The 21,450-nt window shown below is 71.0% G+C and carries 21 protein-coding genes; 4 read left to right on the forward strand and 17 right to left on the reverse strand.

The features are described 5' to 3' along the window. Nucleotides 1-36: 36 nt before the first annotated feature. Nucleotides 37-255 carry a DUF3046 domain-containing protein gene (locus ACTIMO_RS10830; protein ID WP_055772804.1) on the reverse strand — a complete coding sequence of 73 codons (219 nt, stop codon included), beginning with the start codon at nt 253-255 and terminating at the stop codon, nt 37-39. A 271-nt stretch (nt 256-526) separates the two neighbouring features. On the opposite strand from ACTIMO_RS10830, the gene ACTIMO_RS10835 reads away from it, so the two are divergent. Next, the gene (locus ACTIMO_RS10835) at nt 527-1,036 is read left to right on the forward strand and encodes a MarR family winged helix-turn-helix transcriptional regulator (RefSeq protein WP_448182419.1); all 510 of its coding nucleotides are present in this window, start codon (nt 527-529) and stop codon (nt 1,034-1,036) included. Nucleotides 1,037-1,091: 55 nt separating this feature from the next. On the opposite strand, the gene ACTIMO_RS10840 is transcribed toward ACTIMO_RS10835, so the two are convergent. The 6 genes from ACTIMO_RS10840 to dapA all read right to left on the reverse strand — a co-directional run bounded on the left by ACTIMO_RS10840 (nt 1,092) and on the right by dapA (nt 8,537). After that, entirely contained in the window at nt 1,092-1,532 is a 441-nt protein-coding gene (locus tag ACTIMO_RS10840; RefSeq protein WP_055772501.1) for a helix-turn-helix domain-containing protein, read from the reverse strand. Nucleotides 1,533-1,650: 118 nt separating this feature from the next. Beyond that, complete coding sequence (locus ACTIMO_RS10845; RefSeq protein ID WP_448182420.1) at nt 1,651-2,151, reverse strand: CinA family protein; 501 nt, start codon at nt 2,149-2,151, stop codon at nt 1,651-1,653. Between the two features lie 82 nt (nt 2,152-2,233). After that, complete coding sequence (gene pgsA, locus ACTIMO_RS10850; RefSeq protein WP_448182421.1) at nt 2,234-2,821, reverse strand: CDP-diacylglycerol--glycerol-3-phosphate 3-phosphatidyltransferase; 588 nt, start codon at nt 2,819-2,821, stop codon at nt 2,234-2,236. Between the two features lie 9 nt (nt 2,822-2,830). Next, nucleotides 2,831-5,719, reverse strand: a complete 2,889-nt coding sequence (locus tag ACTIMO_RS10855; RefSeq protein ID WP_448182422.1) for a DNA translocase FtsK 4TM domain-containing protein — start codon at nt 5,717-5,719, stop codon at nt 2,831-2,833. Nucleotides 5,720-5,901: 182 nt separating this feature from the next. Next, nucleotides 5,902-7,602: a ribonuclease J gene (locus tag ACTIMO_RS10860; protein WP_448182423.1), complete on the reverse strand. Its 1,701-nt coding sequence runs from the start codon at nt 7,600-7,602 to the stop codon at nt 5,902-5,904. Continuing rightward, nucleotides 7,599-8,537 carry a 4-hydroxy-tetrahydrodipicolinate synthase gene (dapA, locus tag ACTIMO_RS10865; RefSeq protein WP_448182424.1) on the reverse strand — a complete coding sequence of 313 codons (939 nt, stop codon included), beginning with the start codon at nt 8,535-8,537 and terminating at the stop codon, nt 7,599-7,601. The genes ACTIMO_RS10860 and dapA overlap by 4 nt, the downstream gene beginning before the upstream one ends. Before the next feature lie 78 nt (nt 8,538-8,615). Between dapA and ACTIMO_RS10870 the strand changes: the two genes are divergently transcribed. Then, nucleotides 8,616-9,794, forward strand: coding sequence for a heparan-alpha-glucosaminide N-acetyltransferase domain-containing protein (locus ACTIMO_RS10870; protein ID WP_448182425.1), 1,179 nt, complete (start codon nt 8,616-8,618; stop codon nt 9,792-9,794). Between the two features lie 48 nt (nt 9,795-9,842). Here the strand turns inward: ACTIMO_RS10870 and ACTIMO_RS10875 are convergent, their stop codons facing one another. From ACTIMO_RS10875 to ACTIMO_RS10905, 7 genes are all read right to left on the reverse strand, one after another. Beyond that, nucleotides 9,843-10,331, reverse strand: coding sequence for a hypothetical protein (locus ACTIMO_RS10875; protein ID WP_448182489.1), 489 nt, complete (start codon nt 10,329-10,331; stop codon nt 9,843-9,845). Beyond that, a complete protein-coding gene (gene dapB, locus ACTIMO_RS10880; RefSeq protein ID WP_055772524.1) occupies nt 10,325-11,095 on the reverse strand; it encodes a 4-hydroxy-tetrahydrodipicolinate reductase in 771 nt (256 codons plus the stop codon). Before dapB ends, ACTIMO_RS10875 begins: the two co-directional genes overlap by 7 nt. Before the next feature lie 16 nt (nt 11,096-11,111). After that, nucleotides 11,112-11,543, reverse strand: a complete 432-nt coding sequence (locus ACTIMO_RS10885; protein WP_448182426.1) for a molybdenum cofactor biosynthesis protein MoaE — start codon at nt 11,541-11,543, stop codon at nt 11,112-11,114. After that, nucleotides 11,530-12,015, reverse strand: a complete 486-nt coding sequence (locus ACTIMO_RS10890; protein ID WP_055772530.1) for a MogA/MoaB family molybdenum cofactor biosynthesis protein — start codon at nt 12,013-12,015, stop codon at nt 11,530-11,532. Before ACTIMO_RS10890 ends, ACTIMO_RS10885 begins: the two co-directional genes overlap by 14 nt. Further along, nucleotides 12,012-12,524: a cyclic pyranopterin monophosphate synthase MoaC gene (gene moaC / locus ACTIMO_RS10895; RefSeq protein ID WP_448182427.1), complete on the reverse strand. Its 513-nt coding sequence runs from the start codon at nt 12,522-12,524 to the stop codon at nt 12,012-12,014. The genes ACTIMO_RS10890 and moaC overlap by 4 nt, the downstream gene beginning before the upstream one ends. 30 nt (nt 12,525-12,554) lie before the next feature. Further along, a complete protein-coding gene (locus ACTIMO_RS10900) occupies nt 12,555-13,862 on the reverse strand; it encodes a molybdopterin molybdotransferase MoeA (protein WP_448182428.1) in 1,308 nt (435 codons plus the stop codon). Between the two features lie 93 nt (nt 13,863-13,955). After that, nucleotides 13,956-15,512 carry a molybdopterin-dependent oxidoreductase gene (locus ACTIMO_RS10905; RefSeq protein ID WP_448182429.1) on the reverse strand — a complete coding sequence of 519 codons (1,557 nt, stop codon included), beginning with the start codon at nt 15,510-15,512 and terminating at the stop codon, nt 13,956-13,958. 194 nt (nt 15,513-15,706) lie between these two features. Here ACTIMO_RS10905 and moaA point away from each other — a divergent pair, with 194 nt between their 5' ends. Beyond that, nucleotides 15,707-16,777 carry a GTP 3',8-cyclase MoaA gene (gene moaA / locus ACTIMO_RS10910; protein WP_422391628.1) on the forward strand — a complete coding sequence of 357 codons (1,071 nt, stop codon included), beginning with the start codon at nt 15,707-15,709 and terminating at the stop codon, nt 16,775-16,777. Next, on the forward strand, nt 16,770-17,030 hold the full coding sequence (locus ACTIMO_RS10915; RefSeq protein ID WP_448182430.1) for a MoaD/ThiS family protein: 261 nt from the start codon (nt 16,770-16,772) through the stop codon (nt 17,028-17,030). The genes moaA and ACTIMO_RS10915 overlap by 8 nt, the downstream gene beginning before the upstream one ends. Nucleotides 17,031-17,081: 51 nt before the next feature. Here the strand turns inward: ACTIMO_RS10915 and ACTIMO_RS10920 are convergent, their stop codons facing one another. The 3 genes from ACTIMO_RS10920 to rpsO form a co-directional block, all read right to left on the reverse strand. Further along, nucleotides 17,082-18,458 carry a M16 family metallopeptidase gene (locus ACTIMO_RS10920; protein WP_448182431.1) on the reverse strand — a complete coding sequence of 459 codons (1,377 nt, stop codon included), beginning with the start codon at nt 18,456-18,458 and terminating at the stop codon, nt 17,082-17,084. A gap of 110 nt (nt 18,459-18,568) precedes the next feature. Beyond that, the gene (locus ACTIMO_RS10925; protein ID WP_448182490.1) at nt 18,569-20,827 is read right to left on the reverse strand and encodes a polyribonucleotide nucleotidyltransferase; all 2,259 of its coding nucleotides are present in this window, start codon (nt 20,825-20,827) and stop codon (nt 18,569-18,571) included. Between the two features lie 308 nt (nt 20,828-21,135). Further along, nucleotides 21,136-21,405: a 30S ribosomal protein S15 gene (gene rpsO, locus ACTIMO_RS10930; RefSeq protein ID WP_055772546.1), complete on the reverse strand. Its 270-nt coding sequence runs from the start codon at nt 21,403-21,405 to the stop codon at nt 21,136-21,138. Nucleotides 21,406-21,450: the final 45 nt, after the last annotated feature.

A 21,450-nucleotide genomic window follows, 5' to 3' on the forward strand; every position in this document is an offset into this window, starting at 1 on the left:
ACCTCCCCCGCGTGTTCGCCGACGGTCCGGGCGGGGTCAGCGCGGCTTCACGTCCTGGCCCAGCCAGCGGTCCCGGGGGACGTCCTGGGCGCGGCACACCGCCTCCCACACCGCTTTCGGATCCAGGCCCGCCGACAGCGCCTCGGAGGCGGTCCTGTCACCGAGCTGGTCCACCACGAGGTCACGGGCGAGGGTGCGGGAATACCGCTCCCCGAACTCGTCGTCCATCAACCGCCAGAAATCGCTCAACCGCATGTCCAGTTCCCCGCCGTTCCTGTTCGACGGCGCCTGCATGCCCTGCGGCGCCCTCTCCATTGTGGCCGCCCGCACCGACGCCGCGCAGCATCGGCCGGGGCGGGGCCCGAGCTGCCCGCCACGAGGGCAGGCTGCGCGGCTGGTCCGTGCAGCGCCGTGGTGCTCTTGGCGATCCGGCACGCGACGGAGTCGCGCCACGTCGACGGAGGTCGCGGGATATCGGCCGGCGTCGCATGGTGCCGCCCGGGAACCGGAACCCTACAATTGGCCCATGAACGCGAAGCCGAGCAGCACCGACCCCGGCCCGAGCCTGGCGCCCTATCCCGGCGACGACGCCGACACCGATGCCGCCATCGAAGCGCTCGAGCAACAGCTGAGCATGCTGTGGCGTCGTGCCAGGTCGAATTCCTACAAGGTCGCGCGTCGCGTGCACCCGGACATGGAACCGGCGGCCTACGGCCTGCTCGTGATCCTGCAGCGGGAGGGGTCGATGCGCCTGACGGACATCGCTGCGAGCGTCGGGGTGGGCAAGCCCTCGGTCAGTCGCCAGATCGCGATGCTGGAGCAGCTCGGCCTGGTGCAGAAGGAAGCGGACCCGCTCGACGGGCGGGCACAGTCCATCTCGCTCACGGACGCCGGAACCAGCCAGCTGGTCGCGGCGCAGTCTGCCAGGAAGCAGGCGTTCCACCAGCTCATGGAGGACTGGGAGGTCGACGACCTCACGCGTCTGGGCACCCTGATCGCGCAGCTCAACAACACGTACACCAAGGACAACTGGTAGCGGACAGCAGGAAGGCCCGTCCCCTGTGGGGCGGGCCTTCCTTGTCGTGGGGTGGCTAGCGGTTCGTCGCCGCGAGCCCCCGACGGAAGTCGTCGTTCAGTCCGTCGCTGAGGTCGTCGCCGAACTCACGCGCGAATTCCTGGGGAACGGTATCCGGGATGGACACGCCTTCTGCTTCTGCCAGCCGGTCGCTGACTTCCCGCAGCATCGAGGAGAGCGGCACCTCGAGTGCACTGCAGATTGATGAGAGGAGTTCAGAGGATGCTTCCTTCTGTCCACGCTCGACCTCGCTGAGGTATCCGAGGGAAACCCTCGCACTGTGCGACACCTCACGCAGGGTACGGCCCTGGCGCTGGCGGACGTCCCGGAGGACATCGCCGATCTCATGGCGAAGTACGACCATTTTGCGCTCCTTGGGCTTGCGTTGTGCATCATCTGCCAACCCCACATCACGCCAACGGACGACGCCGTTTACGGATACGGGCTGCTTTACCATCTGTATCGCCTTGCTCCCTCATAGATGCGGCACCGCCGTGATCGACGAACGCCCGTGATGATGACCTGCCCGATCTGCTTGAGCCTGAGCCGCCAACCCTATCAACGGCCGGCAGTGTTTATAACTCACCCCGTGGGCGGTTTGTTCCCCCGGAGAGTTCCCCGAGGAGTTCCGCCAGGACGGCTTCGACGGTCGCGGCGCGGATGCCGTCCCGCCCGCCGTGGAAGTGGTGTTCGAAGCTCCGGGTCCCGGATGCCGTCGAGATCGCCGTGAAGACGGTACCCACGGGCTTGCCCTGGTGGGCCGACGGCCCGGCCACTCCCGTGGTGGCGACGCCGATGTCGGCGACGAGGGCGAGCCGGGCCCCCTCGGCCATGGCCGCCGCGACGCGGGCATCGACGGCGCCGACATCGGCCAGCAGATCAGCGTCCACGTCGAGCAGATTCTGCTTGACCTCGACCTGGTAGGCGACTACACCGCCCTGCAGGACGGACGAGGCCCCGGGCACATCGGCCAGTGCCGAGGCGACCATGCCGGCGGTCAGGGATTCGGCGGTCGCGACCGTCAGACCGTGCCGCGTGGCGAGGGCGATGACGTCGGCGGCGAGGGTGCCGCTCACCGAGCGTCCCCTGCTGCCCCCTCCGCGACCGGCCGCGGCAGGACCAGGAGCCTGTCGCCCGTCGGGTCGGACGAGGACGGGCTCACCGGCGGGCCTGCGCGCGGAGACGGATCGCCTGGAGGATGTAGTCGACCCCCGTCACGACCGTGATCACGAGCGCGGCGGCCATGACCGCCGCGGCGACCCACCAGGCCCAGTCGCCGAGCAGCGCCTGCAGCGGGACCAGGAGCAGGAGGATCGCGACCGTCTGGACGACCGTCTTCAGCTTCCCGCCGCGCGAGGCGGGCATCACGCCGTAGCGGATCACCGCGAAGCGGAGCAGCGTGATGCCGATCTCCCGCACCAGGATGACGATCGTCACCCACCACCACAGTTCGCCGAGCACGGACAGCAGGATCAGCGCGGAGCCGATGAGGAGCTTGTCGGCGATCGGGTCGGCGATCTTGCCGAAGTCCGTGATGAGACCCCTGCTCCGGGCGAGGTCGCCGTCGAGCTTGTCCGTGTAGATCGCGACGGCGAACGTCGCGACCGCGAGCCAGCGGAAGAGGCCGCCACCGCCGTCGTCGAGCAGGAGGAACCAGATGAAGAAGGGGACCAGCAGGATGCGCACGACCGTCAGGACGTTCGCGATGTTCAGTACCGGCACCGCCGGGGTCGGGGAGCTGTTCACGGTGTCAGGCTACCTGCCGGTGAGGTTCCAGGCGTCGGTGTCGCCGTCCGCGTCGTCCGAGCCGTCAGCACCGTCGTGATAGTCGACGGCCTGTGCCCGGGAGGCGAGGTCGTCGGCGACGAGGTCGATCGGGGGCTGGGCAGGGCGGGGCACCGAAGCGGCCTGCGACGCCGGTTCGTCGCCGCGCATCGCCGCGAGGACGGGCTCGAGGTCGTCCGGCTTCACGAGGACGTCGCGGGCCTTGGACCCCTCCGAGGGGCCGACGACGCCACGCGACTCGAGCAGGTCCATGAGCCTGCCTGCCTTGGCGAAGCCGACGCGCAGCTTGCGCTGCAGCATCGACGTCGAGCCGAACTGGGTGGTGACCACCAGTTCGGTGGCCTGCAGCAGGACGTCGAGATCGTCCCCGATGTCGTCGTCGATCTGCTTCTTCGGCGCGTCGACCGCGACGTCCTCGCGGTACACCGCCTGCAGCTGGCCCTTGACGTGCTCGACGACGCGGTGGATCTCCGACTCCGTGACCCACGCGCCCTGCACGCGCATCGGCTTGGACGCACCCATCGGCAGGAACAGGGCGTCGCCCTGGCCGATCAGCTTCTCGGCGCCCGGCTGGTCGAGGACCACGCGGGAGTCCGTCACGGATGATGTCGCGAAGGCCATGCGGGAGGGCACGTTGGCCTTGATCAGGCCGGTCACGACGTCGACCGAGGGGCGCTGCGTCGCCAGCACGAGGTGGATGCCCGCGGCACGCGCGAGCTGCGTGATGCGCACGATCGAGTCCTCGACATCGCGCGGGGCGACCATCATGAGGTCCGCGAGCTCATCGACGATGACCAGGAGGTAGGGATACGGGCGGACGACCCGCTTGGAGCCCTCGGGCGGCACCACCTTGCCGTTGCGGACGGCCTTGTTGAAGTCGTCGATGTGCTTGTAGCCGTAGTTGGCGAGATCGTCGTAGCGCGTGTCCATCTCGCGGACCACCCACTGCAGCGCCTCGGCGGCCTTCTTCGGGCTGGTGATGATCGGCGTGATGAGGTGCGGGACCCCCTCGTACGCGGTCAGTTCCACGCGCTTGGGGTCCACCATGACCATCCGCACCTCGTCCGGCGTGGACCGCATGAGGATGGAGGTGATCATCGAGTTGACGAAGGAGGACTTGCCCGCGCCCGTGGCACCGGCCACGAGGAGATGGGGCATCTTGGCGAGGTTCGCGACGACGAACCCGCCCTCGACGTCCTTGCCGACGCCCATGACCATCGGGTGGTCCGTCTTCCGCGCGTTGCCGGAGCGGAGCACGTCACCGAGGGAGACGGTCTCGCGGTCCGTGTTGGGGATCTCGATCCCGATGGCGGACTTGCCGGGGATGGGCGAGAGGATGCGGACGTCGGAGGACGCGACCGCGTAGGAGATGTTCTTGGACAGCGCCGTGACCCGCTCCACCTTGGTGCCCGGCGCGAGTTCGATCTCGTAGCGCGTGACCGTCGGACCACGCGAGAATCCGGTGACCTTGGCGTCGACGTTGAACTGGTCCATGGTGTGCGTCAGGGCGGCGACGACGGCGTCGTTGGCCTCCGAGCGCTCCTTGGGCGGGGTGCCTGCCGGCAGGTAGTCCGACGGCGGCAGGGTGTAGGCGACGTCCCCGGCGAGCTGCAGCTGCTCGGTGCGCTGCGGGATCGGCGTCGGCGGCACCTGGGGCTGCACCGGGGTCGACGGGACGATCAGGGCCTTCGCCGCCGGGACGACGTCGATGGCTTCGGTGGCGCCCTCGGGCGCGCGCTCCGGGGCCTCGGCGGCCGGCAGCCGGGCTGCGTTCGACCGCTTCAGCTCCTCGGCGGCGAGCTCCTGCTTGGTCGGGCGGCGGATGCCCGGGGGCACGGCGGCCTCGGCCTCGGCCTCGGCCTCGCGGGCGCGGCGCTCCTCGTCCTCGATGACAGCGCGCTCGAACGCCTCGTCGCCGACGTAGCCGTCGACGTCGTCCTCGCCGTGGTCCCCGGTTGCGGCGGACTGCCGGTCCTTGCCGAACAGGCGCTTGCGCTTCTTCGGCTCCTGTGCGGCGGTGGCCCCGTGCGTCTCGTAGAGGTAGCTCTGGTCGTGGCCGTCCTCTCGCCGGTGGTCGGCCGCGTCCGGGTCCTGGCCCATGAGGTGCTCGTAGAGGGTCCGCAGGCGCGAGGGGATGTGGCGGAAGGGTGTGGCGGTGACGATCAGCAGGCCGAGGAAGATCGCCGCGGTGAGCACGAGGGCGACGGGCCAGGCCGTGAGGACGCTGCTGAGGGGTCCGGCGACGACGAAGCCGGCCACTCCCCCGGCGCGCCAGAGGGCGTCCAGTCCTGCCGCGAGGCCGGGCTGGCCACCGACGAGGTGCGCGATGCCCGAGCCGGCGACGAGGATGACGAGCTGTCCGATGGCGACGCGGTTGTTGGCCCGGTGGCGTTCCGGGTACCGGAAGAGCCTGACGGCGCCGACACCGAGCATGAAGGGCACGAGCAGGGCCATCCAGCCGAATGTCCCTCCGGCGGCCGCGTGGACGATGTCGGCCGGCGTCCCGGTCAGGGCCCACCATTCGACGGCCGCGACGGCCAGTGCCAGCAGGAGGAGGAAGAACCCGGTGCCGTCACGGCGGAGGTCACGCTCCGGTTCGACGTGGTGCCCGAACGTGCGGACACCCGACCCCACGAGGCGCGCCGTGCCCATCCAGACGGCCCGGACGGCCCGCAGCGGCAGCGCCAGGCGGTCCTCGTGCTGCGGCTCCGGAGCGACCGGCACCTGCCGGGTCTTCGCCGTCGCGCGCTGGGTGTCCTTGGCGGGCGCCTTGGCCCGGCCGGTCCCCGCAGCGGCGGAGGCTCCCTTGCCGCGGGTCTGGTGCTGGCCCCGCGGGGCAGGGGACGTTCGAGTGGCCATGATCCTCACGGTACCGGACCGCGCCGCCGAAGCGTCGGATTCCCGCACCCACGGCACCCGGCACCCACGGCACCCGGCACCCACGGCACCCGGCACCCACGGCACCCGGCACCCGGCACCCGGCACCCGGCACCCGGCACCCGGCACCCGGTCGAGCGTCGCCGCGGTGGACCCGTCTGCCGTCAGGCCTCGAGGACGACCGGGATGATCATGGGCCTGCGGCGGTACCGGCGATTGACCCAGGTCCCGATGATGCGCCGGACCACCTGCTGCAGCTGGTACGTGGTGTGGTCCGTGGTGTTCATCACGGCTTCCTCGAGCGCCTCGTTGATCTTCGGCTTGATCTCGTCGAACACGGAGTCGTCCTCCGCGAAGCCCCGCGCGTGGATGTCGGGGCCGGAGACGACCTTCCCCGTGGTCCGGTTCACGACGGTGATGATCGAGATGAACCCCTCCTCGCCGAGGATCCGCCGGTCCTTGAGGTCCGCGTCCGTGATCTCTCCGACGCTGGAGCCGTCCACGTACACGAAGCCGCACTCCACGGCGCCGACCACCCGCGCCCTGCCGTCCACGAGATCGACCACGGAGCCGTCATCCGTCAGGAGCACGTTGGAGGCGGGGACGCCGGTCTGCTGCGCCAGCTTCCCGTTCGCGATGAGGTGGCGCGTTTCGCCGTGCACGGGCATCACGTTCTTCGGCCGGAGGATGTTGTAGCAGTAGAGGAGCTCGCCCGCTGCGGCGTGCCCGGAGACGTGCACCTTCGCGTTCCCCTTGTGGATGACGTCCGCGCCGAGCTTCAGCAGGCCGTTGATGACCCGGAAGACGGCGTTCTCGTTGCCCGGGATCAGCGAGGACGCGAGGATCACGGTGTCGCCCTTGCCGACGGTGATGCGGTGGTCCCCGTTGGCCATGCGCGACAGCGCGGCCATGGGTTCACCCTGGGAGCCGGTGGACATGAGGACCACGCGGTCGTCCGGCAGGTCGTCGACGTTCTTGATGTCGACGAGGATCCCGTCCGGGACCTTGAGGTAGCCGAGCTTCGCGGCGATGGCCATGTTCCGGACCATCGACCGGCCGGCGAAGCAGACGAAGCGGCCGTGGGCGTGGGCGGCGTCGATGACCTGCTGCACGCGGTGCACGTGCGAGGAGAAGGACGCGACGATGATGCGCTTGCGGACCTGCCCGAAGAGGTTCTCGAGGACCGGGCCGATCTCGCGCTCCGCCGTCGTGAAGCCTGGGACGTCCGCATTGGTGGAATCCACCATGAAGAGGTCCACGCCCTCCTCGCCGAGGCGGGCGAAGGCGCGGAGGTCCGTGATGCGGCCGTCGAGGGGCAGCTGGTCCATCTTGAAGTCACCGGTATGGAGGACGTTGCCGGCCTCCGTGCGGATGAAGACCGCCAGCGCGTCCGGGATGGAGTGGTTGACCGCCACGAACTCGCACTCGAAGGGGCCGAACTGCTCGATCTGCCCCTCGGACACCGTCAGGGTGTAGGGGCGGATCCGGTGTTCCTGCAGCTTGGCCTCGACGAGCGCGAGGGTGAGCTGCGAGCCGATGACCGGGATGTCGGCCTTGAGGCGCAGCAGGTACGGGACGGCGCCGATGTGGTCCTCGTGGCCGTGCGTGAGGACCAGCCCGACGACGTCGTCGAGCCTGTCCTCGATGTAGGAGAAGTCCGGCAGGATCAGGTCCACGCCGGGCTGGGTCTCCTCGGGGAAGAGGACGCCGCAGTCGACGATCAGCAGCTTGCCGCCGATCTCGAACACGGCCATGTTCCGGCCGATCTCCCCCAGCCCGCCGAGCGGGACGATCCTCAGCGTGCCGGCCTCGAGTGCCGGTGGCAGGGTGCGCAGGGCGGGCCCGACACCGGCCGCGTCGCTCATGCGCCTGCGCCCCGGTGCGCTCCGGTCGGGGACAGGTCCCACCCCGCCTCGGCGAGATCCGCGAGGATCGGGGCGAGCTCCTGCTCGTCGGCCTGGACCAGGGGCAGGCGCACGACGGCGTTCGCCAGGACCCCCTGCAGGTGCAGGATGTGCTTGGCGGAGACCGCGCCGGGGATGTGCGTCATGACGGCGCGGATCACGGGGTCGAGCTCGAAATGGATGCGCCGGGCCTCCACGAAGTCCCCGGCGGCCGCCGCGTCCACCAGCGCCCGGAAGGCCGCCGTGGCGACGTGGGCGCTGACGCTGACGACGCCGACCGCTCCGGCCGCCATCCAGGGCAGGGTCAGGCCGTCGTCGCCGGAGTACACGTCGAGGTCGGTGGAGGCGAGGACCCGGGTGATCGCCGCGAAGTCGGCCTTGGCGTCCTTGAGGGCGCCGATCCTCGGATTCTCCGCGAGCAGGATCATGGTCTCGGTGGTGATCGGGATGGCCGAACGGCCGGGGATGTCGTAGATCATGATGGGGAGGTCCGATGCCGCCGCGACGGCGTCGAAGTGCGCGATCACCCCGGCCTGGGTGGGCTTGTTGTAGTACGGCGTCACGACGAGCTGCGCATGGGCCCCTGCCCGCTCCGCACGGCGCGCCATCTCCACCGAGTGCGAGGTGTGGTTGGTCCCGGTCCCGGCGATCACGCGGGCGCGGTCCCCGACGGTCTCCACGACCACGCGGTAGAGGTCCTCCTTCTCGGAGTCCTCCAGTGTCGAGGTCTCCCCCGTGGTCCCCGACACCACCAGACCGTCGCAGCCGTCGTCCACGAGCTTCGAGGCGAGGACGGCGGTGGCGTCGAGGTCGACGGCGCCGTCGGCGGTGAACGGCGTGACCATGGCGGTCACGAGGGTCCCGAAGGGAGGGGTGCTCGAGGGGGTGTCAGCCATGGATGAAACGTTACCCGTTCGGGCGGCACCCGGTGGGACCCGGCGTGACCGTCACGATCCCTGTGGGACCATGACAGCATGCAGACGACGGCCGCGCCGCGGCGCCTCACCGGGATCGACGCGGCCCGCGGCGTGGCGCTGTTCGGGATGATGAGCACGCACATCCTGCCGCTGTACGCACCCGGGAGCACGACCGCCACCTGGACCGCCCTGGTCTTCTCCGGACGCGCCTCCGGCCTGTTCGCGGTCATCGCCGGGATCGGGCTGGCGCTGCTCACCGGCGGGCGATCGCCGCACCGCGACCGCACGCTCTCCGCGGACCGGACCGGGATCGCGGTGCGCGCCCTGCTCATCGCGCTGACCGGCCTGATCCTGGGCGGCGTCGAGACGAACATCGCGATCATCCTCGTCCACTACGGCGTACTGTTCCTCCTCGCCCTTCCCTTCGTGGGCCTCCGGCTGCGTGCGCTGGCCGCCTGGACGGTCGGGTGGCTCGTCCTCGCGCCCGTCGCGGCCTACCTGCTGCGGCCCGTCGTCACGGCGGGGATCGACCCCCCGACCCTCGGCGGCAATCCGGTCTTCGACCACCTCCTCGTTCCGCAGACCCTCGCCGCGGACATCATGCTCACCGGCTACTACCCGGCACTGCAGTGGCTCGGCTTCATCCTCGTGGGGCTGGTCGTCGGGCGGCTGGACCTCCGCCGGCTGCCCGTGCAGCTGGGCCTCCTCGGGGGAGGCGTCGCCGCGGCGATCGGGGCCAAGCTCCTCAGCGCGCAACTGCTCCGGGCGGGCGGCCTCGACGCCATCCTCGCGACACCGGACGGCTCCCGGTATCCGCTGCAGGCCATGCTCGACGTCGGCCTCGCGGGGATCGACCAGTCCGGCTCCTGGTGGTGGCTCGCAGTCAGTGCCCCCCACTCCGGCTCGACCCTCGACCTCGTGCACGTGTCCGGAGCGTCCGCCGCCGTCGTCGCCGTCTGCCTCCTGCTGACGCGCCGCTTCCCGCAGGCGCTCCTGCCGCTCTCGGCGCCGGGGGCCATGACGCTGACCCTCTACAGCCTCCACGTCTGCGTCATGAGCTGGGCCGACCAGCTGACTCCGCTCCCGGATCCCGTGCAGCTCTTCTGGCTCCAGCTGGCGGCCGCCGTCGCCATCGGCATCCTCTTCCAGCGCGTGCGCTCGCGGGGGCCCCTGGAACTCATCGCGTCGGGCGCGGCCAACGCGGCACGCGACGGTCGCATCGAAGCCCGCCGCTGAGCCGCTGGGGCTCCGGCGACCCGGTCCCGGTCCGTGCAGGCGACGCCGTCAGGGCGTGCTGGCCGCGCCGTCCTGCCGGTGGAGCTTCGCGGCCTCACGCATCGCCCGCCGGGCCCGCTTGCGGTCCCCGGCCGCGTCGTAGGCGCAGGAGAGCCTGAACCAGCTGCGCCAGTTCTCCGGGTCGGACTCGACCTCGGCCTGGTAGGCGGGGAAGGACTCGTCCGCCGCGGAGCGGACGATACGCCCGGCAGGGGTCCTCGGCAGGTCGTCGACCGGTAGCCCGCCCTCGCGGTCGAGCTGCCGCGCCATGCGCTGGGTCTGCGCACCGAACAGCAGTTCGCGGATCAGTGCCCACGCCCCGATGCACGGCAGGAGCAGGTACCCCGCGCCGATCGCCTTGGCCACGGGCTCGGGGTCGCCGAGCAGCAGGAAGCTGCGCTGGAAGGCGACCGCGAGCCAGAACACGAGCAGGGCCGTCACCAGCAGGACGCCGAGCTTGACCTTGTGCCGGCGGTAGAGGTCCACGGCGTTCACGATCGTCCGCCGGTCTGCAGGTCGAGGTAGCCGTCGAGTCCGACGGTCAACCCCGGATGCCCGGCCACGGAGCGGATGCCGAGGAGGACGCCCGGCATGAAGGACGCGCGGTCGTAGGAGTCGTGCCGGATGGTCAGCTGCTCCCCCGGACTGCCGAGCAGCACCTCCTGGTGCGCCGTGAGTCCCCGGAGCCGGACGGAGTGCACGGGGACGCCGTCCACACGGGCCCCGCGGGCCCCGTCGAGCTCGTCGCGCGTCGCGTCCGGCGCCCGGGAAACCCCAGCGGCGGCCCGCGCCGAGGCGATGAGCTGCGCGGTCCGCGCGGCCGTGCCCGACGGCGCATCCACCTTGTCCGGGTGGTGCAGCTCGATGATCTCGACGGATTCGAAGTACCGGGCCGCGGTGGCGGCGAACGCCGATGCGAGGACGGATCCGAGGGCGAAGTTCGGCGCGATGAGGACTCCCGTCGCGGGGCTGCCGGCCAGCTGGGCCTCGAGTTCGGCGAGCCGGTCGACGGTCCAGCCCGTGGTCCCCACCACGGCGTGCATGCCGTGGTCGACGATGAAGCGCACATTGGACGCCGTGGCCTCGGGTACGGTCAGGTCGACGACGACGGCGGCACCGGCGGAGACGAGGGACTCGAGCGGGTCGCTGCTGCCGAGGGCGGCCACGAGGTCGAGGTCGGGCGCCGCCCCGATGGCGCGGACCGCCTCGGAACCCATGCGACCACGGGCGCCGAGGACGGCGACGGGCAGGAGTTCGGTCATGCCCTCCAGCCTACTGTCACGCGCCGGCGCCGACCCATTCCACGGTGCCGTCCGTGAAGAACTGCTCCTTCCAGATGGGCACCTTCTCCTTGACCAGGTCCACGAGGTCCGAGCACGCCCGGAACGCCTCACCGCGGTGGGCGGCCCCGACGGCGGCCACCAGGGCCTGGTCGCCGATGTCGAGGGGACCCACGCGATGCGCCACCCAGACGCGGATGCCCTCGTGCCGGGACGCGATCTCCTCGGCGACCTCGCGGATGATGCGCTCCGCGCTCGGGTGCGCGGAGTAGCTCAGGGACGTCACGCCCTTGCCGCCGTCGTGGTCCCGCACCACACCGCTGAAGCCGACGACGGCACCGCAGAACGGAGAATCGACGGCGGCGTAGGCCTCCTCGGGGGCGATCGGCGATGCTGCGACGGCTGCGTGGACGACGTCACCGGTGGTCATTGCGGCCCTCCAACTGGGAGCAGATGTGGTCGATCAGCGGCGAGAGCACGGAGAGTCCGTCGCGGACCCCGCCGGGCGAACCGGGCAGGTTGAGCACGAAGGTGCTGCCGGCGGTGCCTGCCAGGCCACGGCTCAGCACGGCCGTCGGCACCTTCGGCTCACCGGCACGCCGGATGGCCTCGACGATGCCGGGGAGGCTGCGGGTGAGGTAGGGCGCCGTCTGCTCCGGCGTGGCGTCGTCGGGGCTGAGGCCCGTCCCGCCACTCGTGATCAGGACGGCGGGACGCGCCTCCAGGGCCGCGCCGATGGCGGTCCCCACGGCGTCGCCGTCCGGGACCACCACGGCGTCCGCGACGGCGAACCCGTGCTCGTAGAGCCACGCGGCGATGGCGGGGCCGCACTCGTCCTCGTAGGTGCCGGCGGCGGCGCGGGTGGAGGCGATGACCACGGCTGCGGTGCGGAGACCCGTCATGCCGTCCAGTCCCCGCTCTTCCCGCCGGACTTGGCCACCACGCGCGTCCCGTTGATCACGGCGCGCTTGTCCACGGCCTTGACCATGTCGTAGAGCGTGAGGGCCGCGACGGACGCGGCGGTGAGCGCCTCCATCTCGACCCCGGTGAGCGCCGTGGTCCTGACCAGCGCGACGACCCTGACGGTGCCGCCGTCCGGCTCGAAGTCGACCGTCACCTTCGACAGCGGCAACGGGTGGCACAGCGGGATCAGGGTGGAGGTCTGCTTGGCCGCCATGATGCCGGCCACGCGGGCGACGGCGAGGGCGTCACCCTTCGGCAGGGTCCCGTCCGCGATCAGGGCCACGACCTCGGCCGTGGTCTCGAGCGTCGACTCGGCGACGGCCTCGCGGACGGTCGGCTGCTTGCCGGAGACGTCGACCATGTGGGCGGTCCCGTCGGCCCGCACGTGGGAGAGGGCCGGGGACGCGGCCGGTGGGCCTCCGGCATCGGGAGGTGCTGGTGTGCTCATCGAGGAGTCCTTTCTGCGGATCCCATTCAATCAGTCCGTGACGCTCGCCGGTTCGGCGTCCTCGAGGACGAGGACGTCCTCGACGGCGAACGGGTCCGTGGGGACGGGTCCCAGGAGGGTCACCTGCACCCTGTCCCCCTCCTGCAGGATGTCCACTCCCTCGGGCACGTGGACCAGGCAGTTCGACGCCGCGAGGGCGTGGAGGAGGTGGGAGCCCGGTCCGCCGATGAGTGCCACCCGGCCTCCACGGAACAGCCCGCGCCGCAGCTGGTGCTTGCCCTCGGGGCTGGTGAGTCCCTCGGTCAGGACGGCGTCGAGGACGGGCCGTGCTGCCGGGAGGCCGGTGAGCTGCTGCAGGGCGGGCCGCAGGAACATCTCGAAGGAGACGAGCGCGCTGACCGGGTTGCCGGGGAAGCCGAGGAAGGGGATCCCCGAGAGCGTCCCGTGCGCCTGCGGCCCTCCGGGCTGCATCGCGACCGACGAGAATTCGACGCTGCTGTCGACCAGGGCCTGCTTCACCACCTCGTAGGCCCCCTGGCTGATGCCGCCGGTGCTGAGGACCAGGTTGGTGCTGCCCGCGGCGATACCGGCGAGTGCCTCCCGGAGGACGGCGGGGTCGTCACCGAGGGGGCGGTGGCGGGTGACCGCGACCCCGGCCTCGGTCAGGGCGGACTCCAGCAGGGTGCTGTTGGCGTCGTAGATGGTGCCGGGAGCGAGCGGTGTCCCGGGCTCCGCAACCTCGTCGCCGGTGGACAGCAGCAGGACCCGGAAGCGTGGCCGGACGGGCACGCGTCCGACGCCGCAGGCCGCGAGCAGTCCGAGGTGTGCGGGCCCCAGCAGCGTTCCGGCGGTCAGCGCGGTGGCCCCCTCGGCGATGTCGCTCCCGGCCCGTCGCACGTACTGTCCGGCAGGGATGCCTGCCGGGAGGGCGACCGTCACCGCGGCACCGGGCCGGGCGAGATCGGCTGCAGCGTAGAACCGGGGTGGGACCGCCCGCTCGATGGGCACGACGGCGGCGGCGCCGGTGGGCAGCATGGCCCCCGTCATGATCGGGGCGGCCGTGCCGGGCCGCAGGTCGGCCGGCACGGAACCGGCCGCGATCGCGTCGGTGACGGCGAGCCGGGACGGATCCTCGAGATCGGCGGCATGGACCGCGTACCCGTCCATCTGTGAGTTGTCGAACGGCGGAAGGCTGACCGGAGCCGGGACGTCGGCGGCCAGGGACCGGCCGAGGGCGTCGGCGAGCGGGAGGATCTCCGGCGCTCCGGCGTCGTACCCGCTGCTCCAGCGGAGGAGGCCGGCGACGGCGGCCTGGTGTTCGGCGACGGTTCTTTTCATCAGTGCCTCCGCTGAGCCGGACGCCGTCCCGTGCGGAACCGCTGTCCCTGCAAGAGCCACGGGGAGCGGTCGGGCGCCGGGGAGGCGGGTGGTCTAGGTCACCGTGAACGTTACCGTGTGCAGGCCCTCGGCCCCGTCAGGCGCCGGAGCCACATCGGCGTCCGACTGCACGTCGCCCTCACGATCCACCGCCCGCGACTGGACGGTGTGCGAGCCGGCGGCCAGGGCCAGCGTCGCGCTGTACTGGCACCACGTGTCCGCGGAGATCGCCGTCGCGAGGACCGCGCGCTGCCAGGGACCGCCGTCGACCCTCACCTCGACGGCCTCGACGCCGCGGTGCTGGGCCCAGGCGACCCCCGCGACGACGACGTCCCCCGCCGGTAGATCGGCGTTCGGGCGCGGCACGTCGACCCGCGAGGAGGTCTTCACGGGGCCGCGCTCGGACCAGCCCCGTGTGGACCAGTAGGCCTTCTCGTCGGCGAACCGGGTCACCCGCAGCTCGCTCACCCACTTCGTGGCGGAGACGTAGCCGTAGAGCCCGGGAACCACGAGGCGGACCGGGAAGCCGTGCTCGACCGGCAGCGGCGCGCCGTTCATGCCCACGGCGATCAGCGCGTCGCGGCCATCGGTGAGCGCCTCCAGCGGGGTGCCCGCGGTGAAGCCGTCGACGCTGCGGGACAGCACCATGTCCGCCTCCGGCCGGACGCCCGCGCGCGCGAGGAGCTCCCGCACCGGCCAGCCCAGCCACCGTGCAGTGCCGGTCAGGCCTCCGCCCACCGTGTTCGAGACGCAGGCCAGGGTGATGTGGCGCTCGATGAGCGGCAGTGCGAGGAGCTCGTCGAAGGTGATCTCCACGTCCCGGTCCACGAGACCGGTGACCCGGAGTGTCCACCCGGCGGGATCCACCACGGGGACGACGAGCGCGGTGTCGATCCGGTAGAAGTCGTCGGCATCGGTCACCAGCTCACTGATGCCGGGGATCTCCAGGTCCGCGCCCTCCGGGATGAAGGATCCCTCGGGGCGCGGGGGTACTGCCGGTTCCGCCGGCGCGGGCAGGGTGATGGACGAGCGCTGCTGGGTCACGGTCGACTGCGAGGACCGGACTCCGGTCGCCGCGGCACCGGTGGCGGCCACGACGACGGCCGTGCCGCCCGCACCCTGCAGGAACCGGCGTCGGGCCGGGGACCTGTCGGTCGTGGCTGCTCCGTCGGCGCCCTGCTGCCACGCCCTGAGGGCGCGGACCAGCGCGTCGAGCACGAGGACGGCCACCAGTGCCGCGACGACCGGCGCGACGAAGGAGACCGGGGAGGACTGCGGGCGGGACGCCACCGCCAGTGCGCCGACCACGCCGAAGCCGGCGATCACCGCCCGTCCGGCGAAGCGCCTGCGGTACTCGAGCACACCGGCGGCGAGGGCGAGCAGCGCGATGAGGACCGCGATGGTCACGAGGAACACCGCCTTGTCGGCGGTACCGAACCAGGCGATGGCCCAGTCCTTCACCCCGGGCGGAAGGCCGTCGATCACCGCGGACCCGACGGCGCTGACGGGCGTGACGGAGGGGCTCAGCGCCGCTGCGGACAGCTCCCCGCCGATCACGCCCAGCCCCACCGCCAGCGCTCCGGAGACTGCTGCCCATGTCCGCCGCCGCATACCGGTGCCTTCCGTCCGGGCCCCGGGCGGCAGGGTGCCGCCCGCTGTGGTCCTCCCGATACACGCGTGCCGCCGTCGCCGGGTTCCCCGGCCCCCGCCGCCGTCCCCTACCTCCCCGGAGGTGGCCGCGGAAGGCCCGTCCCGCACGGGCTGCCGGGTAGGGTCCGGAGGCGGCGAGGGCGTACCCTCGAACCATGGGAACCGACCTGGGCATGCCGAGCGCCGCCCCCGTCGTCCCGGCAGCGGGATTGATGGACACCCACGGCCGGCAGGCCACGGACATGCGCCTCTCACTCACCGACAAGTGCAATCTGCGCTGCACCTACTGCATGCCCGCGGAGGGCCTGAACTGGCTGCAGAAGGACCAGGTCCTGTCCCGGGTCGAGATCGTCAGGCTGGTCCGCATCGGCGTCGACCGCCTCGGCATCAGGGAGCTCCGGCTGACCGGCGGTGAGCCCCTCGTCCGGGCGGACCTGCTCGACATCATCCGGGAGATCAGGGCGAACCATCCGGATCTGCCCATCTCCATGACGACCAACGCGCTCGGCCTGGACCGGCGCGCCGTACAGCTCAAGGAGGCCGGGCTGACGCGTATCAACGTCTCGATGGACTCCCTCCACGCGGAGACCTTCGCCCAGCTGACGCGCCGCCCCTTCCTCGACCGTGTCCTGAAGGGCATCGAGGCCGCAGCGGACGCCGGACTGGGCCTCGTCAAGATCAATGCCGTCCTCATGCGCGGCATCAACGACCACGAGGCACCCGATCTGGTCGAGTGGGCGGTGAGCCGCGGCTTCGAGCTGCGCTTCATCGAGCAGATGCCGCTCGATGCGGACCACGGCTGGACCAAGGAGGGCATGGTGACGGCCGCGGAGATGCGGGAGCTCGTCGAGACCCGCTTCGTCCTCACCCCGGATCCGCGCAACCGGGACGGCGCCCCTGCCGAGCGGTGGGAGGTCAGATCGAAGGACGCACCCGACGTCGTCCTGGGGACCGTGGGCATCATCGCGTCCGTCACCGAGCCGTTCTGCGCCGACTGCCGCCGCACGCGCGTCACCGCGGAGGGCAAGATCATGAGCTGCCTCTTCTCCCGCGAGGAGACCGACCTCCGTGACCTGCTCCGCTCGGACGCGGACGACGACGCCGTCGCTCAGCGCTGGCGCGACGCCATGTGGCTGAAGCCCAAGGCGCACGGCATGGGGCACACGGGCCTCGGGGCGGACGGCTTCGTCCAGCCCGACCGGTCGATGAGTGCCATCGGTGGATGAGGTCCTCGTACGCTACTTCGGGGCGGCCAAGGCCGCGTCCGGCGTCGACCAGGAGCAGCTGCCCGCCGGACGTCCCCTGGCGGAGCTGCTGGCGGATCTCCGCGGCAGGTCCGGCCCACCCGGCTCCCCCTCGCTCGCGAAGGTCCTCGACCGGAGCAGCTACCTGCTCAACGAGATCGCGGTGCGCGACCACGCCACCGTCCTCCGGCCCGACGACGTCCTCGACATCCTGCCCCCGTTCGCCGGCGGCTAGCCGGGAGCACCGCAGTGCCGCGTCGGCACGTCCTGACAGCCTGTCTGCGCCTCAGCCCTCCTGCTCGGTGAAGTCGGCCTCCGTGTCGAAGGGACCGACGACGACGGTGGTGCGGGGCGCTGCGGCCAGCGCGCGGGCCAGGTCCCGGACGTCCTCCGCCGTGACGGCCCTGATGCGTTCGAGCGAGGCATCCATGTCCACGAACTCCCCCGACACGAGCTCCGAGCGGCCGAGGCGTGACATGCGGGAACTGCTGTCCTCGAGCGCCATCACGAGTCCGCCGGAGAGCTGGCCCACGGCCTTGCGGAGCTCCTCGGCGTCGATGCCGTCCGCTGCGAGCCGGTCGAGCTCGGCGCCGAGGAGCCGGATCACCTGGCCGGTCTTGGCCGGCGAGCAGCCCGCGTACATGCCGAAGTAGCCGGCGTCCGCGTACGCCGCGGAGAAGGAATAGGTGGAGTACACGAGCCCGCGCTTCTCGCGGATCTCCTGGAACAGCCTGGAGGACATCCCCCCGCCGAGCACGGCGTTCAGCACGCTCATCGCGAACCGCCGTTCGTCGGTCGCGGTCAGGGACGGGCAGCCGATCAGGATGTTCGACTGCTCGACGGCGCGGCGGATCACGTGGGTGCCGGTCGCACCGTGGACGGGTGTCGCCGTCGTCGACCGCCGGGCCACGGGCAGGGCACCCTCGGCCAGGGACCAGCCCGCCGTCTCGAGCGCCTCCTGCACGAGCCGGCAGACGACGTCGTGGTCGAGACCGCCCGCCGCGGTGACGACGATCTCCGAGGGGACGTAGTAGCGCCGGTAGTGTGCGAGCACGGAGTCCCGGGGGACGGCCATGATGGCCTCCGGGGTCCCGCCGATGGGGCGGCCGAGCGGGTGGTCCCCCAGCACGAGCTCCACGAACTTCTCGTGCGCCACGTCCCCGGGATCGTCGCTGTCCATCGCGATCTCCTCGAGGATGACATCGCGCTCCTGCTCGAGCTCCTCGGGGTCCAGCACGGCGGAGGTCACCATGTCGGCGATGACGTCGATGGCCATGGGCAGGTCGGAGTCGAGCACCCGCGCGTAGTAGCAGGTGTTCTCCTTCGCGGTCGCCGCGTTGGACTCGCCGCCCACCTCGTCGAAGGCGGACGCGATGTCCATGGCGCTCCGGCGCGCCGTGCCCTTGAAGAGCAGGTGCTCCAGGAAGTGCGTGCTGCCGTGCTGGCCCTCGGCCTCGTCGCGGGAGCCGACGCCCACCCAGAAGCCGATCGTGGCGGACCGCTGGCCGGGCATGGCCTCCGTGAGCACGCGGACCCCGCCGGGCAGGACGCTGCGCCGGACGACGTTACCGCCCGGGTCGCCCGCCACGAACGAGTGGTCGGAGCCACCGCCGTCACGCGGCGTGGGCAGCAGGGGCAGGGACACTACGGAGGACAGGGACATCCTGGTCTTTCTTCTCGAGCTGTTCGGGAAAGGCAGACGGCCCCGGCGCCGACCGAGGTGATCGGTGGGCGCCGGGGCCGTACGTCGCTCAGGAGGAGCGGGGCATGCGGCTACTCGGCGTCTGCTGCCTCGGGCAGCTCGATGCCGGCATCCTCGGAGGAGTCCCCGGCCTCGTCCGCCACGACGGGTGAGAGCGAGAGCTTTCCGCGGTCGTCGATCTTGGTGATCTCGACCTGGACCTTCTGGCCCACGGAGACGACCTCGTCGACGTTGTCGACGCGCTTGCCACCGGCGAGCTTGCGCAGCTCGGAGATGTGCAGCAGGCCGTCCTTGCCCGGGGTCAGCGAGACGAAGGCGCCGAAGGTCGTGGTCTTGACGACCGTGCCCAGGTAGCGCTCGCCGATCTCGGGGACCTGCGGGTTCGCGATGGCGTTGACCGCGGCACGCGCAGCCTCGGCCGACTCACCGTTGGTCGCACCGATGAGGACGGTTCCGTCGTCCTCGATCGAGATGTCGGCGCCGGTGTCCTCCTGGATCTGGTTGATCATCTTGCCCTTGGGGCCGATGACCTCGCCGATCTTGTCCACGGGGATCTTGACCGAGATGATCCTCGGCGCGAACTCGGAGAGCTCGTCCGGGGTGTCGATCGCGGCCTGCAGGACGCCGAGGATGTGCAGGCGTGCTTCACGGGCCTGCTTCAGGGCGGCCGCGAGGACCGACGCGGGGATGCCGTCGAGCTTCGTGTCCAGCTGGATGGCCGTGACGAACTCGGACGTACCGGCGACCTTGAAGTCCATGTCGCCGAAGGCATCCTCGGCGCCGAGGATGTCCGTCAGCGCCGCGTAGCGCGTCTGGCCGTCGACGACGTCGGACACGAGGCCCATGGCGATGCCCGCGACCGGTGCGCGCAGCGGCACACCCGCGTTGAGCAGCGACAGCGTCGAGGCGCAGACCGAACCCATAGACGTCGAGCCGTTGGAGCTCAGTGCCTCGGACACCTGGCGGATCGCGTAGGGGAACTCCTCGCGCGTGGGCAGCACGGGCACGAGGGCGCGCTCGGCGAGTGCTCCGTGGCCGATCTCGCGGCGCTTCGGCGAACCGACGCGGCCGGTCTCACCGGTGGAGTACGGCGGGAAGTTGTAGTTGTGCATGTAGCGCTTGCGCGTGACGGGCGACAGCGAGTCGATCTGCTGCTCCATCTTGAGCATGTTCAGCGTGGTGACACCCAGGATCTGGGTCTCGCCGCGCTCGAAGATCGCCGAACCGTGCACGCGCGGCAGCACCTCGACCTCGGCGGTCAGCTTGCGGATGTCGCTGAGACCGCGGCCGTCGATGCGGACCTGGTCCTTCAGGATGCGCTGGCGGACGACGGCCTTGGTGAGCGAGCGGAACGCTGCGGACAGCTCCTTCTCGCGACCCTCGAACTGGGCCCCGAGGGATTCCATCAGCTCTGCCTTGAGGGCGTCGGACGCGCTCTCGCGCTCCTGCTTGTCGGCGATCTGGAAGACCTGCGCGAGCTTGTCGGAGCCCGCGGACTCCACGGCGGAGTAGACGTCGTCCTGGTAGTCGAGGAAGACGGGGAACTCGACGGTCGGCTTGGCCGCGCGGCCCGCGAGATCCGACTGCGCCTCGCACAGCGCCCGGATGAAGGGCTTGGCCGCCTCGAGGCCGTCGGCGACGATCTCCTCGGTGGGCGCGGTGGCACCGTTCTCCTTGATGAGGTTCCAGGAGTTGTCGGTGGCCTCGGCCTCGACCATCATGATCGCGACGTCGTCACCGGCGATGCGGCCGGCGACGACCATGTCGAAGACCGAGTTCTCGAGCTCGGAGTGCTTCGGGAAGGCGATCCACTGGTCGTTGCCGCTGCCGTCGGACACGAGCGCGACACGGACGCCGCCGATCGGACCCGAGAAGGGCAGGCCGGAGAGCTGCGTGGACATCGAGGCCGCGTTGATGGCGACGACGTCGTAGCGGACGTCCGGGTTGATCGCGAGGATGGTCACGACGACCTGGACCTCGTTGCGCAGTCCCTTGACGAAGGCCGGACGCAGGGGGCGGTCCATCAGGCGGCAGGCGAGGATCGCCTCGGTCGAGGGGCGGCCCTCGCGACGGAAGAACGAGCCGGGGATGCGGCCCGCGGCGTACATGCGCTCCTCGACATCGACGGTGAGCGGGAAGAAGTCGAAGCCCTCGCGCGGGTGCTTGCCGGCCGTGGTGGCCGAGAGCAGCGCGGTGTCCTCGTCGATGTAGACCATGGCGGACCCTGCGGCCTGCTGGGCGACGCGCCCGGTCTCGAACCGGATGGTGCGTGTTCCGAAGCGACCGTTGTCGATCACTGCTTCGGCGAACTGAATTTCGGGACCCTCCAAGAGAGTCACCTCCGTTTCTGTATCTGTAGGAGTATCGGAGGCAGCCGGCACCCGTCGTGGTCTCGTCCGTCCTGGACGGCCACAGCACCCGGTCTTCGATCGAGATCCACGGAGGCGCCGGTCCGGCGCTTTCCGGGGATCACTACCGAGGACCGCGAATGCGCGGTGCCGGTTGACTCCATCGTTGTGCGGTCTTTGCCCCTGCTGGTGCAGGGTGGTGCTGTCGTGCGTCGCACGGCCGGACGGGGTCCGTCAGTGCGAGAAGGCGACGCCCTCTCCGTGGAGAAGGTGCCGCCTTCAGGTACTGCTTATCGACGCAGGCCGAGGCGCTCGATGAGCGACCGGTACCGCGAGATGTCGGTGTCCCGCAGGTAGTCCAGCAGGCGACGACGGCGACCGACGAGAAGAAGCAGGCCACGACGCGTGTGGTGGTCGTGCTTGTGCATCTTCAGGTGCTCGGTCAGGTCGAGGATTCGACGGGAAAGCATCGCGATCTGCACCTCGGGTGAACCGGTGTCACCTTCGGCGAGAGCGTATTCCTTGATGATTTCCTGCTTGATGGCGGCGTCAAGGGCCACGAGTAACTCCTAGAGTTGTACCGTGAACAGGTGCTGAGCGTCGCT

Source organism: Arthrobacter sp. CP30 (assembly GCF_053470025.1).

What these genes read in the sequence shown, in the direction of transcription:
- ACTIMO_RS10830 (WP_055772804.1), bottom strand. Translation starts at nt 255, where the DNA reads ATGCGGTTGAGCGATTTCTGGCGGTTGATGGACGACGAGTTCGGGGAG.
- ACTIMO_RS10835 (WP_448182419.1), top strand. Translation starts at nt 527, where the DNA reads ATGAACGCGAAGCCGAGCAGCACCGACCCCGGCCCGAGCCTGGCGCCC.
- ACTIMO_RS10840 (WP_055772501.1), bottom strand. Translation starts at nt 1,532, where the DNA reads ATGGTAAAGCAGCCCGTATCCGTAAACGGCGTCGTCCGTTGGCGTGAT.
- ACTIMO_RS10855 (WP_448182422.1), bottom strand. Translation starts at nt 5,719, where the DNA reads ATGGCCACTCGAACGTCCCCTGCCCCGCGGGGCCAGCACCAGACCCGC.
- ACTIMO_RS10860 (WP_448182423.1), bottom strand. Translation starts at nt 7,602, where the DNA reads ATGAGCGACGCGGCCGGTGTCGGGCCCGCCCTGCGCACCCTGCCACCG.
- dapA (WP_448182424.1), bottom strand. Translation starts at nt 8,537, where the DNA reads ATGGCTGACACCCCCTCGAGCACCCCTCCCTTCGGGACCCTCGTGACC.
- ACTIMO_RS10870 (WP_448182425.1), top strand. Translation starts at nt 8,616, where the DNA reads ATGCAGACGACGGCCGCGCCGCGGCGCCTCACCGGGATCGACGCGGCC.
- dapB (WP_055772524.1), bottom strand. Translation starts at nt 11,095, where the DNA reads ATGACCGAACTCCTGCCCGTCGCCGTCCTCGGCGCCCGTGGTCGCATG.
- ACTIMO_RS10885 (WP_448182426.1), bottom strand. Translation starts at nt 11,543, where the DNA reads ATGACCACCGGTGACGTCGTCCACGCAGCCGTCGCAGCATCGCCGATC.
- ACTIMO_RS10890 (WP_055772530.1), bottom strand. Translation starts at nt 12,015, where the DNA reads ATGACGGGTCTCCGCACCGCAGCCGTGGTCATCGCCTCCACCCGCGCC.
- moaC (WP_448182427.1), bottom strand. Translation starts at nt 12,524, where the DNA reads ATGAGCACACCAGCACCTCCCGATGCCGGAGGCCCACCGGCCGCGTCC.
- ACTIMO_RS10900 (WP_448182428.1), bottom strand. Translation starts at nt 13,862, where the DNA reads ATGAAAAGAACCGTCGCCGAACACCAGGCCGCCGTCGCCGGCCTCCTC.
- ACTIMO_RS10905 (WP_448182429.1), bottom strand. Translation starts at nt 15,512, where the DNA reads ATGCGGCGGCGGACATGGGCAGCAGTCTCCGGAGCGCTGGCGGTGGGG.
- moaA (WP_422391628.1), top strand. Translation starts at nt 15,707, where the DNA reads ATGGGAACCGACCTGGGCATGCCGAGCGCCGCCCCCGTCGTCCCGGCA.
- ACTIMO_RS10920 (WP_448182431.1), bottom strand. Translation starts at nt 18,458, where the DNA reads ATGTCCCTGTCCTCCGTAGTGTCCCTGCCCCTGCTGCCCACGCCGCGT.